Consider the following 17025-nt stretch of genomic DNA (forward strand, 5'->3'; position numbering starts at 1 on the left):
CAAACTGAGTGTGGAGGATGTAAAATGCTGAAAAAAATATTGATTATCGAAGACGAACATTCAATCGCAACATTGCTCTCTTATAATTTGGTACAAGCAGGATATGAAACGATTATTGCCAATGATGGCAAACAAGGCTACGAACTAGCATTAAGTGAAAAACCGTCATTAATTGTTCTGGATTTAATGTTGCCATCGATGGACGGAGTAGAAGTATGTAAATCAATACGTCAACAAAAAATGAATACTCCTATCATTATGTTGACTGCTAAAGGCGATGAATTTGATAAAGTATTGGGATTAGAACTCGGCGCAGATGATTATATGACTAAACCGTTTAGTCCAAGAGAAGTGGTGGCTCGCATTAAAGCAGTATTAAGAAGAGCGAGCAATGTTCCAACGCAACAGCAAGACTCTTCTCAGCCAATCTCACTTGGAAAATTGGATGTATATCCTGATCGATTTGAAGTATTTCTTAATAAAGAGCAGCTAGAATTCACACCAAAAGAATTTGAGTTGCTTGTCTACTTAATGGAAAACAAAAATCGTGTACTGACGCGTGACCAATTGCTGAGTGCAGTTTGGAAATATGATTTTGCAGGAGATACGCGAATAGTCGATGTGCATATTAGCCATTTACGCGAAAAGATAGAAGAAAATAGTCGCAAACCTACATTCATTAAAACGATTCGTGGACTTGGCTATAAATTTGAGGAACCAAAGGGCATATGAGTTTTTTACGCCAGCGCTTGTTAACTACATTATTAGTTTGGATTGGAATGATGTTAGCCGGCTTGTTTATTATTGTACTTCAGCTGATGCCGATTTACGAAAATGCTGAGAACAAAACCGATATATGGATGCTATTGTTTATATCATTTGTTATTGCATTGGCCTTGTCTGCGATTGTTGGAAGTCGCGTAATCGGAGTCGCAATCAAACCGATTGAAAATGCTACAAAAACAGCAATGGAGCTTGCTAAAGGCAATTATGTTGCACGTGCCACTGAATCGAATGCTTATAATAGTATCGAATTAAGCAGAACCATTAATGTTTTGGCGCGAAATTTGCAAGAAATAACAGCAATTCGTGTCATGGAACAAGAACGGTTAAAAACGCTTATTGAGAACATGGGCAGCGCGTTAATCATGATTGACAAGCAAGGAGCCATCTCTCTTGTAAACAAACCGTTCCTAGAAGAATTTGAATTATCTCCTGAAGTAGTTATGGGAAAATTTTATAAAGAAATTCAAGTTCCTGTAGAAGTTGAAAATTTCATCGAAAGCGTATTTATGACAGAAACGCATTCACGTGTTCAAATCGAGTTTTTATCCGGCTTAAAAATGAAAAACTTCAATGTATACGGGGCACCGGTAATTGGAGAGCATGAGCGTTGGTTAGGTATTGTTATTGTTTTTCAAGATATTACTGAACTCAAAAGGTTGGAACAAATCCGTAAAGATTTTGTTGCGAATGTGTCTCATGAGTTACGAACGCCGGTTACTTCGATTAAAGGATTTTCAGAAACATTATTAGATGGTGCTTATAAAGACACGGAAACATTATTATCATTTTTGGAAATCGTCCATACAGAAAGTAATCGACTTGAAATGCTTATTAATGATTTACTCGATTTATCAAATGTCGAACAAAGTGGCTTTAGAGTAAATGCGCAACCTACAGATATGGAAGCTGTTATTAAGCGATCAGTTGAAATGATTCAACCGAAAATCGACGAAAAAACCATTCAGTTAAAATTAGAGATTCAGCCCATTACGGTTTTAGGTGATGCTAACCGATTGATACAAGTTATGATGAACCTGTTGATCAATGCTGTTACATATTCGAGTACGAACACTGAAATCACGATACGGCTCTTTAGAAAAGGTCAGCGAGCCGTCATAAAAGTGGAAGACCAAGGAATTGGTATCGAAAGCTCAGAGATTGGACGATTATTTGAACGTTTTTACCGAGTGGATCGCGCGCGAAGCCGCAATTCAGGCGGTACAGGACTTGGACTATCTATTGTTAAACACTTAATCGAGGCGCATCATGGACAAGTGGAAGTCGACAGCACAGTTGGAGTCGGCACCACTTTTACGATCTATTTGCCTTTGGCTATTTAATTTAGGAGGAAAGCATGGAAACTAAACACCCATTTTTACCGATTATTGTCGGCACAGATATGAACGCGTACAATATGGCCATATCATTTCATGAAGCATATGGCATTAAGCCGATTTTAGTCGGAAAAGAACCTTTATCATTTACTTCATTGAGCACAATTACCGAAACGATTGAATTGCGATCAGAATTAGCAGATGACGCTCAATTTGCAAATATTTTAATGGATATTGCCGATAAGTATAGAGCACCTGGAAAAACGCTTTTACTCGTTGGGACAAATGATCTTTATGTTCGGTTAATTATTGAAAATGCGAAAGTTTTACGTGAGCATTATGTCTTTAATTACATTAATGAAGATTTGATGAATCAGTTGCAAGTCAAAGCTAATTTTTACGAACTTTGTAAAGTTCATGGTATTGATACGCCAACAACTTTCTTCTACGATTGCAACTCAAAAGAGCCATTCCAAGAAGAAATGATGTTCCCGGTAATCATTAAACCGAGTAATGGCATTGAGTACAGCCGAAACAAGTTTGAAGGACAGCAAAAAGTATATAAAGTGGAAAGTCCAAAAGAAATGCATAAAGTAATCCAGCAAATTAAAGCAGGCGGCTACCGCGATGAATTGATCATCCAAGACTATATTCCTGGCGACGATACGTTTATGTGGGATTCAGTAATTTATGCAAACTCTAAAGGGAAAACGCAATTAGTAACTTTTGCACAAGTCGTATTACAAGAACATACTGTGACTGCAATCGGCAACTATACAGCATTAATTACGCGCTTTGATAAAGACATGATGGTCAAATTGCAAAATTTCCTTGAAGCGGTTGGCTATCAAGGATTCGCAAACTTTGATTTGAAATACGATGCACGAGACAAGAAGTTCAAAGTATTTGAAGTGAATATTCGTCAAGGTCGTTCAAGCTATTATGTTACTGCTCTTGGCCATAACATGGCGGAGTATTTTGTGGACGATTTAATTTATCAAACTGAAAAGCCTGTAACGTATTTAAATGAGGATTTCTTATTTACAGTTGTACCAAAAGCAGTTTTACGTAATTTCGTGCACAATAAAGCTGTGCTAAAAGACATTAAACGCCTGATCAAAAAAGGTCAATATGGAAATCCGCTATTTTATAAAAAAGACAAGCATGTAAAACGTAAACTTTATTTGCTAGCGCGCCAGTTTAACTATTATAAAAAATATAAAAACAATCAATGGTAAATTTACAGAAGCTTAACACTAGCTTCATACTTGGGTGTTAAAGTTAAATAGAACCCCCTTCAACCGCATGATTTGAAAAAGAGTCCCTTTCCCAGGACTCTTTTTCTTATATTATGAAACTATTTCACTATCATTCCGTATTACAGATAACAACTCAAAAGGGGGAGCCATTATGACAACAAAAAAATTGCTGGCAGTGATTGGATTGTCTATTGCAGGAATTCTGCTGCTCATCGCAGTTTTTACTTCTTGGTATACAGTAGATGAGTCTGAACAAGCAGTCATCATCACGTTTGGTGTAGCTAATGAAACAATTACTGAAGCAGGCCTACATTTTAAAATGCCGTGGCCAATTCAAAAAGCTGAGATTTTATCAAAAGAAACCTATAGTCTACAATTCGGCTATAACCAAAATGCGGAAGGCGAAATTGTCGCTTTCGACAAAGAAACAAAAATGATTACAGGAGACGAAAACATTGTCTTAACCGATCTTGTCGTTCAGTGGAAAATTACGGATCCGAAAAAATACTTATTTAATGCAGAAGCACCTCAAGACATTTTGCACGATGCCACCTCAGCATCAATTCGCTCGATTATCGGAAACTCGCTAATTGATGACGCATTAACTTCCGGAAAAGCGGAAATCGAAGCTGAAACAAGAGATTTACTCGCTTCTTTAATTGAAAAATACGATATCGGCATTACGGTTTTAGCGGTGAAATTGCAAGATGTGGAACTACCAAACGAAGAAGTGCGTGCGGCTTTTACTAACGTAACAGATGCGCGTGAAACGATGAACACGAAAATTAACGAAGCTAAAAAATACGAAAACCAAAAACGTAACGAAGCCTTAGGTGAAAAAGCAGCAATCAATTCCCGCGCAGAAGGACAAAAAGTAACACGTGTTCAACAGGCAACTGGGGATGTTGCGTTATTTGATAAACTGTTCAAAGAATATGAAAGCAATCCAGAAGTTACAAAACAGCGAATTATTATGGAGACATTGGAAACGGTCTTACCGAACGCCAAATTGTATATTATGAATGACGAAGGCGGCACGATGAAATACTTACCACTTGAAGGCTTACAAACTACAATTCCTCCAGCTGCTGAAAGCACAGAAGGGAGTGGCGACTAATGGAACCCAATAAACCTTTAGGCGAAGTAAAAAAATTCAATCCGTACCAAAGACCAAAAAAGAATAGAGAACCGAAAGACCCGATTGATTTCAAGAAATATTGGAAATTGATTGTTGGCTTGGTTGTCACATTTATTTTGTTATTAATCGTATTGACAAATGTGTATGTTGTGAAGGAAAGTGAGTACCGGGTAGTACGTCAATTTGGTGAAGTGGTGAAAATTCAAGAAGAGCCAGGTATCCAAATGAAAATCCCGTTTATTCAAAGTGTCACAACATTACCGAAATATCAAATGACCTATGATGTGTCTGAAGCAGAGATCAATACAAAAGACAAAAAACGGATCATTATAGATAATTACGCCGTTTGGCATGTAGTCAATCCGCTTGAATTGATTTCAAATGCGGGAACAATTGTCAATGCGGAATCCCGGATGGAAGAATTTATTTATTCGGTAGTTCGTACAGAACTTGGTCAATTAAATTATGATGAAATCATTAACGATGAAAATTCATCTCGAGGTAGTGTTAATGACGCTGTTACAGCGAAAGTAAACGAGCTGCTCGACAAAGACAAATACGGGATTCAAGTAATGGATGTTCGTATTAAACGAACTGATTTACCGGAGGAAAACGAGCAATCTGTATATACGCGGATGATTTCAGAACGTGAATCTACAGCTCAAGAGTATTTGTCTCAAGGGGATGCCAAAAAACGTGAAATGGAAGCGCAAGCAGACCGTGAAGCGCAAGAAGTAATTGCAACGGCTCGCAAAGAAGCTGCATTAATTCAAGCGGAAGGTGAATCTCAAGCTGCTAAAATTTACAACGAATCATTCTCGAAAGACCCAGAATTCTACGAGTTGTATCGTTCGTTAGAATCGTATAAGAAGACAATTGGTGATGATACGGTTATTATATTGCCATCAGATTCACCATATGCAGATATCTTATCTGGTAATTTTAATTAAGGTCGAGGCCGTCATTTCTCTTCTATTTGCCCGCGTGGTAAAATAAAGGGAATGACGGCTTTTTTATGGAAGGGGTAATTTTTGTGGCAAAGAAAATACTTTTATTAGATGGGAATAGTTTGGCGTATCGCGCATTTTTTGCTTTACCACTATTAACTAATGAAAACGGCATTCACACGAATGCAGTATACGGATTTACCATGATGCTTCAAAAAATACTCGATGAAGAACAACCTACACATATGATTGTGGCTTTTGATGCCGGAAAAACAACTTTCCGCCACAAAACATTTAGCGAATACAAAGGTGGCAGACAAAAAACACCACCTGAATTATCGGAACAATTTCCTTACCTCCGCAAATTGATCGATGCTTATGGGATCAAACGCTACGAATTAGAAAATTATGAAGCAGATGACATCATCGGTACTTTGAGTTTAGAAGCTGAGCGGGAAGGCGATGAAGTTGTCGTTATTTCTGGCGATAAAGATTTAACACAATTAGCATCTCCTACAACGACAGTTTACATTACACGAAAAGGCATTACAGATATCGAAAAATATACAGTTGAGCATATTAAAGAAAAATACGGCTTAACGCCTCTTCAAATTATTGATATGAAAGGCCTTATGGGCGATGCTTCGGATAACATTCCAGGTGTACCAGGTGTAGGAGAAAAAACTGCGCTGAAATTATTAGCGGCACACGGGTCAGTTGAAGGCGTTTATGAAGCAATCGAACAACAAAAAGGCAAGATGAAAGAAAAGTTAATTGCTAATGAAGATTTAGCTTATATTAGTAAGCAACTCGCGACAATTGAACGACAAGCTCCAATAGAAATTAAAATCGATGAATTAGGTTACTCTGGACCAGATCAAGACGAGTTAATTAAAGTGTGGAAAGAACTTGCGTTTAAATCGTTACTTGAAAAAATGGAGTACACCGCAGAAGAAACGGTAAAAGAAGAGTTGGAATTTGAGGTGCTGACAAAGATTGACCCATCTATCTTAAAAGATGAAATGGCAGTTCATCTTGAACTTTACGATGATCACTATCATAGTTGTGATTTGCTAGGTGTGTCGCTTGCGAGTGAAACCGATACGTATGTTATTCCGATGAATGTTGTGGAGCAGTCAGAAGAGTTTCATGCATGGTGCAAAGATTCGACAAAGAAAAAATTCATGTCGGACTCTAAAGCAGCAACGGCAGCATTTTTACGATTCGGCGTTGAACTCAAAGGCGTTGATTTCGATTTAATGTTAGGAGCTTATATCGTCAATCCATCATTAACGTACACTGATATGGCGAGTATTGTTCAAGAATATGGTTATACCGATGTGTCGACCAATGAACAAGTCTACGGCAAAGGTGCTAAAAAGAAAGTTCCAGAAGATGCTGTTTTACATGAACATATCGCTAGAAAAGCACGAACCATCTGGAAAGTCCGCCCACTCATTATGGAAAAGCTTGAAGAAAACGAGCAATTTGATTTATACGATAAATTAGAGTTGCCATTAGCAACCGTTTTGGGGCAAATGGAATCTCTTGGTGTAATGGTAAACCGTGACCAATTAGTAGATATGGGCAAAGAGTTGTCTCATAAGTTAGAGAAAATCGAGAGTGATATCCACGGGTTAGCAGGACAAGAGTTTAATATCAATTCACCAAAACAATTAGGTGTTATTTTGTTTGAAAAACTAGGGTTACCGCCTCTAAAGAAAACAAAGACCGGTTATTCAACAGCAGCAGATGTTCTAGAAAAATTAGAAGGACAGCATGAAATTATTTCCTATATATTAATGTATCGTCAATTAGGTAAACTATTGTCTACTTATATTGAAGGTTTATTAAAAGAAATCCACGAAGATGGAAAAATTCATACACGCTTTCAACAAGCACTCACAACAACAGGTCGATTAAGTTCGATCAATCCGAACTTGCAAAATATTCCAGTGAGACTTGAAGAAGGGCGTAAAATCCGTAAAGCTTTTGTCCCATCAGAGCCAGGATGGGTAATGGTGGCGGCAGATTATTCCCAAATTGAATTACGTGTACTTGCGGATATGTCAGAAGATGAACGTTTAGTGCAAGCATTCAAAGACGATCGTGATATTCATACGACGACGGCGAGTGATGTTTTCCATGTAGCAGAAGAAGAAGTAACAGGAGACATGCGCCGAGCGGCTAAAGTTGTTAACTTTGGAATTGTTTATGGCATTAGTGATTACGGTTTGTCTCAAAATTTAAATATACCTCGTAAAGAAGCAGCGGCTTTTATTGAGCGTTATTTTACGAGCTTCCCGGGTGTAAAAAGCTATATGACAAACATTGTAGCTGATGCAAAACGCGACGGCTTTGTCACTACCTTAATGAATCGTCGCCGTTATTTACCAGACATCACAAGTTCGAACTTTAACTTAAGAAGCTTTGCTGAACGTACAGCGATGAATACACCGATTCAAGGCAGTGCAGCAGATATTATTAAAAAAGCCATGATTGATATGGATGCAGCGTTAGAGCGCGAGGGACTACAAGCCCGCATGCTTTTACAAGTACACGATGAATTGATTTTTGAAGCACCCCCTGAAGAATTAGATCAATTGATGAAATTAGTACCAGAGGTTATGGAAAACGCAGTGAAATTAAGTGTGCCATTAAAAGTGGACATTGCCCACGGTTCTACTTGGTACGATACTAAATGATAGGAGGGCACCGAGATGCCTGAACTTCCAGAAGTCGAAGGAGTTGTTCGGCAAATCCGCCCTGTTTCGATTGGTAAAAAAATTGAGGCTGTAGCGGTGTCGGACGTCATCCGCTTATCGAAAGAAAATGGCAAAGAAGCCATTATTAAACGATTAGAAACTGATCGTTTTATCGAAAATATAACAGGTGCACAAATTGTTCATGTAGAACGTCGCAGCAAATATATTTATTTTACGTTACGAAAAGACAATGAATTTTTACTTGTAAATCATTTGGGAATGTCTGGAGCTTGGTTCTATGTTGACCAGCTCCAGTCCATTCCGGAGGATAAATTTCGACGTCATGTTCATATTGTGTTGACTTTAAGTGATGGCAATTTGTTGGCGTTTTCAGACATTCGTCGTTTTGGTGAAATGCGGGTATTGCAAGAAGAAGGAGATTTTCCACCGCTACTATTAATGGCGCCTGAACCTTTTGATGATGGCGCACTTGAGCATTTTCTTGCAATGGCAGAAAGCTCGAAATACAACAATAAAGCAATTAAGGAAATCATTATGGATGGGCAAATTATTTCTGGCTGCGGCAATATATACGCTACAGAAGCGCTCTTTAAAATGAAAATTCATCCGAAACGTGCTGCTAGTCGCATTAGCCGGAAGCGGAAAATAGAATTGTTCAAATCGATTGTTGCTATTTTGCTCGAGAGTATTAGAGCGGGTGGCAGTACAATTTCAGATTACCGCGATATAAACGGTGAATCAGGCAACATGCAAGACCGTTTTGGAATGTATGGCAAAAAACAATGCACAAATTGCGGTACAGATACAAAGACCTTAAAAATTGGCGGTCGGGCTTCTGTTTATTGCCCGACATGTCAGAAATGAGGACAAACAATGATTATTGGATTGACAGGCAGTATTGCCAGTGGAAAAAGCACAGTATCCGAAATGTTGAAAAATGAAGGATATCCGATTATTGATGCGGATCTCGTGGCTAGACTAGTTGTAGAACCAGGTACAGAAACGCTTGAGCAAATTAGACAAGCGTTTGGATCTGAGGTTATAAGTGTAGACGGCACAATGAATCGTGCAAAAGTGGGCGAAATCATTTTCAATGATCCAGTTAGCCGTAAAACTTTAAATGATATTATTCATCCAGCAATTCGACAAGAAATGCTCAAGCAACGATATGAGTTGCTTGAGCAAGGTTTTAAAACCATTATTATGGACATTCCATTATTATTCGAAAGTCGCTTGCAATATTTAGTAGATAAAATCTTAGTTGTCAGCGTTACTGAAGAAAATCAGTTGAAACGATTAGTAGAAAGAAATGGCTTTACTGAAAAAGAAGCAAGAGCTCGCATTAATTCTCAATTGCCGATGTCTGTGAAAGAAGATGGCGCAGATGCAGTGATTTACAATAACGGAAGTTTAGAAGAAACTAGTCAACAATTAATGCGAATTTTAGTTAGTTGGCAAGCCGCTTCTCAAAAAGAATAAAAGATATGTTTTAAAGGTTCTCTAAATAAGCAATTGTGTTATACTATATTAGAAATTAAAAACATAAGTATAACTTAATTACAAACGGAGGATTCCTACATGACAGTTTCTATTGCAATTAACGGGTTTGGCCGTATTGGCCGTATGGTTTTCAGACAGGCGATATTGATGGATGATGTCACAATTACAGCAGTCAACGCCTCATATCCAGCTGAGACCCTTGCGCATTTGATTAAGTATGACACAAATCACGGTACCTTCTCGGGGGACGTATCTTCTGAAGAAGATGCTTTAATTGTTAACGGGAAACGAGTTCAATTGGTTAGTGAACGCGACCCTTTGAATCTGCCATGGAAAGAAATGGGCATTGATATTGTCATTGAAGCGACTGGTAAATTCAATTCTCGCGAAAAAGCAGCGCTTCATTTAGAAGCTGGAGCTAAAAAGGTGATCTTAACAGCACCTGGTAAACAAGAAGATATCACAATTGTTATGGGTGTTAACGATGACAAATTGGATATTGAACATCATGATGTTATTTCAAATGCTAGCTGCACTACAAACTGTTTAGCGCCTGTTGTTAAAGTGTTAAATGACAAATTTGGTATTGAAAACGGTTTAATGACAACGATTCATTCGTATACAAACGATCAACAAAATTTGGATAACCCGCATAAAGATCTTCGTCGCGCTCGTGCTTGTGCTCAATCGATCATCCCTACTTCTACGGGTGCCGCGAAAGCGCTATCATTAGTATTGCCGGAATTGCAAGGGAAGCTTCACGGTATGGCATTAAGAGTGCCAACGCCAAATGTCTCATTAGTTGATTTAGTTGTAGACTTAGAGACAGCGGTTACAATTGAAGAAGTAAATCAAGCTTTTGAAGAAGCTTCTGAAAATGGTTTAGCAGGAATCTTAGAATTGACGATGGAGCCTTTAGTATCTGTAGACTTTAACAGCAACGCCAGTTCAGCAATTGTGGATGGATTATCGACAATGGTGATTGGCGAGCGCAAAGTGAAAGTATTGGCTTGGTATGATAATGAATGGGGCTATTCTGCTCGTGTGATTGATTTAACTAAAAAAGTAGCAAATGCGATGATCTTAGTATCAAAATAATATAATTGCCCTATATCTCCCCGTTTAAAGGGAGATATAGGGTTTTTTCTTATGGTTTTTTTGAGAGAGATTGAGAATTAATAAGATATTATTATTGCATTTACAATAAATACGTTTTATACTATGATTCGTAGTTGAAAAACGACTACCACTTCTGACTTTCCATCAAAGCAACTAGGAATTAGGAGCGTAAGATTTTTTATTCACATGACTGCTTAAAGGGTTAGGATCTCTTTGGACTAACTTTCCCCCGTGGTAGTCAACTTTGAATATTTTGCGCAAAAACCAAAATGATATCAAAGGGGGAAAACGAACCATGGAAACAATGGGACGTCACGTAATTGCAGAACTTTGGCAGTGTGATTTTGACAAATTAAACGATATGGATTTTATCGAACAAACTTTTGTTGATGCAGCACTTAAATCTGGAGCTGAAGTAAGAGAGGTAGCTTTTCACAAATTTGCACCACAAGGTGTTAGCGGAGTTGTGATTATCTCAGAATCTCACTTAACCATCCATAGCTTCCCAGAACATGGCTATGCGAGTGTAGATGTATACACTTGCGGCGATCTAGATCCGACTATTGCAGCGGAATATATCGCAGAAGCACTAGGTTCAACATCACGCGAGCTTGTAGAAATACCACGCGGTATGGGACCAGTAAGTGTTGAAAAATCCAAAGTTTCAGTAACTGTATAATCCATTTAACCAAAAACACGTAAGCAGAGGATAAAATCCTCTGCTTTTTCTATTTTTCTAAGGAATTTTTGTTATACTATATACACTAGATAGAGAAGTTAGGGAGATGTAGAAATGAAATGTCCTGCTTGCCAACATAACGGCACACGCGTTGTCGATTCAAGGCCAATAGATGAAATGAAGTCAATCAGAAGAAGAAGAGAATGCGAAGCTTGCGGATACCGCTTTACCACTTTTGAAAAGGTGGAGGAGATGCCACTGATTGTCGTCAAAAAAGATGGCTCGCGTGAAGAGTTTAGCCGCGAAAAAGTTTTACGCGGATTAATTCGTGCGTGTGAAAAGCGGCCGGTATCTTTAGAAGAGCTGGAAGAAGTTGTCTTTACAATTGAAAAAGACCTTCGACGAGAAGGCAATCCAGAAGTAAAATCTGAAGAAGTTGGGGAATTGGTGATGAACCGATTAGCCACTATTGATGAAGTAGCATATGTTCGCTTTGCATCGGTATATCGCCAGTTTAAAGATATTACTGTTTTTATCGATGAACTAAAGGATTTGCTAAACAAAGGTCCAGAAGGCAAGAAAATCGATTGAGGTGGTAACTTATGACTGCGTATTATAAAGAGTTGCAGCCTGCTGATCCATATCGTATTCGGTTGCCTTATCCATTTTCAAATTACGATCGGCAACTTTTAACGCTATTGTATCAACCGATGATTGGTGCAGAGGCAATAGCGTTGTATTTAACTTTATGGGCCGAAGGCGAAGCATCCCGAGAAGAAACGACTCATTATACATTAATGAACACATTAGGAAATCCAATTGCAAAAATTTTCGATGCCAGAATTCAGCTAGAGGCTATCGGATTGTTGAAAACATATAGGAGTAATGAAGGCGATCGCTCTTTTATTTATGAGTTGTGCCCGCCGCTCGACCCAAAAACCTTTTTTATGGATCCTTTATTGTCGATGTTTTTGTTTAGTAAAATTGGCGAGTCCTCCTATAGAAGAGTACGCAATCGCTTTTTGGTGTATACAGAAATTTCGGCAGATTATGAAGAAGTATCCCGTACTTTTACAGACATTTTTCAGCCAGTACATGCAAAAGCAGGCTATCCATCCGTCAAAAAAGATTTACAAGAACGCAAAAAAGGTAAGTATGAAGCGGATTCGGAATTTGATTTCGATTTACTTAGACAAGGTTTATCTGAGCAATTAGTGCCTAAGAAAGTATTAACCGCAACGATAAAAGAATTTATAACAAAACTGTCTTATTTATATAGTTGGGGACCACTAGAAATGCAGAAGGTCATTTTATTAGCAATTGAAGACGATTATAAATTGACGGTAGAAGGTTTGAAAAAATCTGCTTCTGAGTATTATAAATTAACAGTATCTACGACAGCACCGCAACTTGTTCAAATGCATAAACCAGCAGAAAAGCAAGAAGGTGCAGTTGAAACACCAAAAACTAAACAAGACGAATTACTCGTTTATTTGGAAACTGCTCCACCGATTCAAGTATTACGTGATATTGCGAACGGCAGTGAACCTTTACCGGCGGATGTTGAACTGGCCAATCAATTGGTCATAACACATGGCATGAAGCCAGCAGTTGTCAATGTGCTCTTGCAATATGTATTGTTGCGCACTGATATGAAACTAACAAAAGCATATGTAGAGAAAATTGCTTCGCATTGGTTACGTAAGGGCGTGACAACGGCCAAGGAAGCGATGGAAATAGCCCGAGTCGAGCACACCCAGTACATGAAGTGGAAATCAGAAGGTTCTCCTACAACTGTAGCGAAACCGTTTACTGGAAATGGAAATCGGAAACCGGTGCGCGAAGAAAAACTACCGGAATGGTTCCATAAAAAAGACGATGTACCTGTTGCTAAAACAGAGCCAAGAAACGAAAGTCTGGAAATAGAAAAACAAAAACTTCTTGCGAAACTTGCGCTGAAGAAAGGAAAAGGTGGTTAAATGGAACCGATTCGCGAAACATTAAAACGTGTGGTCAATGCACCTGCTTTTTCTGAGCGCTATAGTGAAATGCGTAAAGAAGTATTGGCTCATCCTGGCGTCCAAAAATTTCTTGGAGATCATGCTGAAGAAATTGATGCCCCGACAATTGATCGAGGGCTCGGAAAATTGTATGAATATATCGACCAATCCCATGACTGCAATAAATGCCCTAGCTTAGATGGCTGCATTAATCATTTAAAAGGCTTTGAACCAAATTTAGTGCTAGAACGTGGAACGATTGGGATTTCTTATACAAAATGTCGATTGAAAGAATCAAATGACAATAAACGTCATGCTTCATCTTTGATCCATAGCATGTATATGCCAAAAGAAGTAATGCAAGCAACACTTGATGGCTTTGATTTAGATGACAGTCGTATGGAAGCATTTCGTGCAGTTGGTGATTTTCTAGACAAGGCAACAGGCCCTGACAATTTACCTGAAAAAGGATTATATCTTTTTGGCCAATTTGGTATTGGGAAATCGTATTTATTGAGCGCAGTCGCTAATGAGCTTGCTGAAATTAATGTCAAATCGGTACTTGTTTTTGTTCCGGAATTTATGCGTGAAATGAAACAAGCGATTGGCGATCAAACTTTGCAAGAAAAAGTGGATTACGTGAAGAAAGCAGATGTGTTAATGCTCGATGATATTGGGGCAGAAGCGATGTCGAGTTGGACGCGTGATGAAGTGCTCGGAACAATTCTTCATTACCGTATGTCGGAAAAGCTTCCGACGTTTATGTCGTCTAATTTTAGTTATTCTGAACTTGAATACCATTTAACGTATTCACAGCGTGGCGAAAAAGAGGATTTAAAAGCAGCGCGCATTATGGAACGTATTCGTGCGCTAACGACACCAGTAAAACTCGATGGACGTAACCGACGAAATTAACGGCAGAACTATTGCCTTTTGGAACAATTCGGTTTATAGTAGTAACAATCGAACCAAGATTTTACATGCCTTGACAAGGACATGAGCGAACTTATACGACTTTCAGAGAGAGAAGCCTTGGCTGTGAGCTTCTTAAGTAACGTTTTTTCGCTTACCCCCTTTGAGCAGCAACTGTGAACAGTTTCTAACTAGCAGTTGACGGTACCGGCCCGTTAGCCGATGCAGAGCTTCTTTCAATATGGATCTTTCCATATTGAAATGAAGAAGGGTGGAACCACGAGCTAAAGCTTCGTCCCTTTTGGGATGGGGCTTTTTTCTGTGGAAAAAAAGAAAAGAACGTTTTAACTGAACAAAAGTGAACTTATATATGGAGCGAGCCAGCGGAGTCTCTTGCGAAATATGGGCAGCAGAATTCTTCTGTAGTTCACTTTTATTCAAGTTAATAAAGAAACGTCTACCAGACCCTGTGGTTTAGACATTTCACTAGAGATAATCAAAAGGAGAGATTGGCATGGCAGACATGATTCAACTAACATTCCCTGATGGAGCGGTAAAAGAATTTGAGCAAGGCGTAACAACTGAAGAGATTGCACAATCTATCAGCCCAGGACTGCGTAAAAAAGCATTGGCTGGTAAAGTAGGCGACAGTTTAGTCGATTTACGTACACCTTTGACTGAAGATGGGGAAATCGCCATCGTGACACCTGAATCAGATGAAGCATTGGAAATTTTGCGTCACAGCAGTGCGCATGTATTAGCTCAAGCGATCAAACGCATGTACCCAGATGCCAAACTTGGTATTGGTCCAGTAATTGAACATGGTTTTTATTACGATATCGACACAGATACAGCGATCACTTCAGAAGACTTGCCATTGATTGAAAAAGAAATGAAGAAAATTGTTAATGAAAACGTTGAAATAATTCGCCATGACGTGACACGTGCAGAAGCACAAGAACGTTTTGCGGCAATCGAAGATCCTTACAAATTAGAGCTTCTTGAAGCGATTCCTGAAGGCGACCAAGTTTCGATTTACGAGCAAGGCGACTTTTTCGATCTTTGCCGTGGTGTTCACGTACCATCTACTGGTAAATTAAAAGAATTTAAATTACTAAGTGTAGCTGGTGCTTATTGGAGAGGGAACAGCGACAACAAAATGCTTCAACGTATTTACGGTACTGCCTTTTTCAAAAAAGAAGACTTAAAAGCGCATCTTGAAATGCTTGAAGAAGCAAAAGAGCGCGACCACCGTAAAATCGGAAAAGAATTGAATTTATTCATGAACTCTCAAAAAGTAGGCCAAGGCTTGCCGATGTGGCTTCCTAAAGGTGCAACAATTCGCCGTATTATCGAGCGTTATATTGTTGATAAAGAAGAACGTCTAGGCTACGATCACGTTTATACGCCGGTAATGGGTAGCGTGGAATTATATAAAACAAGCGGACATTGGGATCATTACCAAGATGATATGTTCCCTGTGATGAAAATGGACAATGAAGAATTGGTATTACGTCCAATGAACTGCCCACATCATATGATGATCTTTAAACAAGGTATTCATTCGTACCGTCAAATGCCAGTTCGTATCGCGGAACTTGGTTTGATGCATCGTTATGAAATGTCCGGTGCATTATCAGGACTTCAGCGTGTTCGTGGAATGACGTTAAACGATGCGCATTTATTTGTTCGTCCAGACCAAATTAAAGAAGAGTTTAAACGTGTTGTGAATTTAATTGTTGAAGTTTACAAAGATTTTAATATTAATGATTATTCGTTCCGCTTGTCTTACCGCGACCCAGAAGACAAAGAAAAGTATTTTGATGACGACGCGATGTGGAACCGTGCACAAGCAATGTTAAAAGAAGCAATGGATGAATTGGATGTTGACTATATTGAAGTAGAAGGCGAAGCAGCATTTTACGGACCGAAAGTTGATGTTCAAGTGAAAACGGCTCTTGGAAAAGAAGAAACATTGTCGACTGTTCAATTAGACTTTCTTCTACCAGAACGTTTTGAGTTATCGTATATTGGCGAAGATGGCAAGCAACACCGTCCAGTCGTTATTCACCGCGGTGTCGTTTCCACAATGGAGCGTTTTGTCGCGTTCTTGATCGAAGAATATAAAGGGGCATTCCCGACATGGCTTGCACCTGTTCAAGTTGAGCTGATCCCCGTATCGCTAGATGTGCATAGTGCGTATACAAAAGAACTTCAAGAAAAACTACAGTCTCACAAAATTCGCGTAGACATTGATGAGCGTGATGAAAAACTGGGCTATAAGATTCGCGAAGCGCAAATGCAAAAAGTACCGTACATGCTAGTTATCGGTGACAAAGAGGTAGAAGACGGTTCTGTAAATGTTCGTAAATACGGCGAACAGAAATCAGAAAGTATGCCGTTTGAAGACTTTGTAAAACTGGTTCAAAGCGAACTTCGTTAATCAGCTTGACAGTGTTTGTTACACATGATATTATGAATAAGGTTATAGAATACTTATATGTGCAAGCAGGAGCACCCGCTTCTCACCTGATCGACCGATTGTTGGCAGGTATACACGATTGACTTTTACACGCAGAAAGACGCGTGTTGTCATATTTGCGGGTGAACCTCTCTGGTTCACCC

14 protein-coding genes and 2 other annotated features (1 of these 16 cut by a window edge) are annotated in these 17025 nt (G+C 38.9%); all 14 genes read left to right on the forward strand.

Annotation, left to right across the window (positions count from 1 at the left end; translation table 11 throughout):
• Positions 1-24: 24 nt before the first annotated feature.
• The 14 genes from PLANO_RS05825 to thrS all read left to right on the forward strand — a co-directional run bounded on the left by PLANO_RS05825 (position 25) and on the right by thrS (position 16843).
• Positions 25-732: a response regulator transcription factor gene (locus PLANO_RS05825; RefSeq protein ID WP_038703533.1), complete on the forward strand. Its 708-nt coding sequence runs from the start codon at positions 25-27 to the stop codon at positions 730-732.
• A complete protein-coding gene (gene pnpS / locus PLANO_RS05830; protein ID WP_038703534.1) occupies positions 729-2126 on the forward strand; it encodes a two-component system histidine kinase PnpS in 1398 nt (465 codons plus the stop codon). Before PLANO_RS05825 ends, pnpS begins: the two co-directional genes overlap by 4 nt.
• 14 nt (positions 2127-2140) lie before the next feature.
• Complete coding sequence (locus PLANO_RS05835; RefSeq protein WP_038703535.1) at positions 2141-3358, forward strand: carboxylate--amine ligase; 1218 nt, start codon at positions 2141-2143, stop codon at positions 3356-3358.
• Between the two features lie 172 nt (positions 3359-3530).
• Positions 3531-4496 carry an FtsH protease activity modulator HflK gene (gene hflK, locus PLANO_RS05840; protein ID WP_197053112.1) on the forward strand — a complete coding sequence of 322 codons (966 nt, stop codon included), beginning with the start codon at positions 3531-3533 and terminating at the stop codon, positions 4494-4496.
• Positions 4496-5467, forward strand: a complete 972-nt coding sequence (gene hflC / locus PLANO_RS05845) for a protease modulator HflC (RefSeq protein WP_038703537.1) — start codon at positions 4496-4498, stop codon at positions 5465-5467. Before hflK ends, hflC begins: the two co-directional genes overlap by 1 nt.
• A gap of 65 nt (positions 5468-5532) precedes the next feature.
• Positions 5533-8169 carry a DNA polymerase I gene (gene polA / locus PLANO_RS05850; RefSeq protein ID WP_038703538.1) on the forward strand — a complete coding sequence of 879 codons (2637 nt, stop codon included), beginning with the start codon at positions 5533-5535 and terminating at the stop codon, positions 8167-8169.
• A gap of 15 nt (positions 8170-8184) precedes the next feature.
• On the forward strand, positions 8185-9054 hold the full coding sequence (gene mutM / locus PLANO_RS05855; protein ID WP_038703539.1) for a bifunctional DNA-formamidopyrimidine glycosylase/DNA-(apurinic or apyrimidinic site) lyase: 870 nt from the start codon (positions 8185-8187) through the stop codon (positions 9052-9054).
• 9 nt (positions 9055-9063) lie between these two features.
• Positions 9064-9669: a dephospho-CoA kinase gene (gene coaE, locus PLANO_RS05860; RefSeq protein WP_038703540.1), complete on the forward strand. Its 606-nt coding sequence runs from the start codon at positions 9064-9066 to the stop codon at positions 9667-9669.
• 99 nt (positions 9670-9768) lie between these two features.
• Entirely contained in the window at positions 9769-10788 is a 1020-nt protein-coding gene (locus PLANO_RS05865; protein WP_038703541.1) for a glyceraldehyde-3-phosphate dehydrogenase, read from the forward strand.
• A 316-nt stretch (positions 10789-11104) separates the two neighbouring features.
• Positions 11105-11488, forward strand: coding sequence for an adenosylmethionine decarboxylase (gene speD / locus PLANO_RS05870; protein ID WP_008496469.1), 384 nt, complete (start codon positions 11105-11107; stop codon positions 11486-11488).
• Between the two features lie 114 nt (positions 11489-11602).
• Positions 11603-12079 (forward strand): transcriptional regulator NrdR, encoded by a 477-nt coding sequence (gene nrdR, locus PLANO_RS05875; RefSeq protein ID WP_038703542.1) that lies wholly within the window; start codon positions 11603-11605, stop codon positions 12077-12079.
• Positions 12080-12090: 11 nt separating this feature from the next.
• Positions 12091-13467 (forward strand): replication initiation and membrane attachment family protein, encoded by a 1377-nt coding sequence (locus PLANO_RS05880; protein ID WP_038703543.1) that lies wholly within the window; start codon positions 12091-12093, stop codon positions 13465-13467.
• Complete coding sequence (dnaI, locus tag PLANO_RS05885) at positions 13468-14403, forward strand: primosomal protein DnaI (protein WP_038703544.1); 936 nt, start codon at positions 13468-13470, stop codon at positions 14401-14403. It begins immediately after the preceding gene.
• Between the two features lie 61 nt (positions 14404-14464).
• Positions 14465-14703, forward strand: a binding site (T-box leader).
• Positions 14704-14914: 211 nt separating this feature from the next.
• Entirely contained in the window at positions 14915-16843 is a 1929-nt protein-coding gene (thrS, locus tag PLANO_RS05890; protein ID WP_038703545.1) for a threonine--tRNA ligase, read from the forward strand.
• Positions 16844-16900: 57 nt separating this feature from the next.
• Positions 16901-17025, forward strand: a sequence feature (ribosomal protein L20 leader region) (it continues 16 nt past the right edge of the window).

The organism is Planococcus sp. PAMC 21323 (assembly GCF_000785555.1).
Taxonomy (GTDB): Bacteria; Bacillota; Bacilli; order Bacillales_A; family Planococcaceae; genus Planococcus.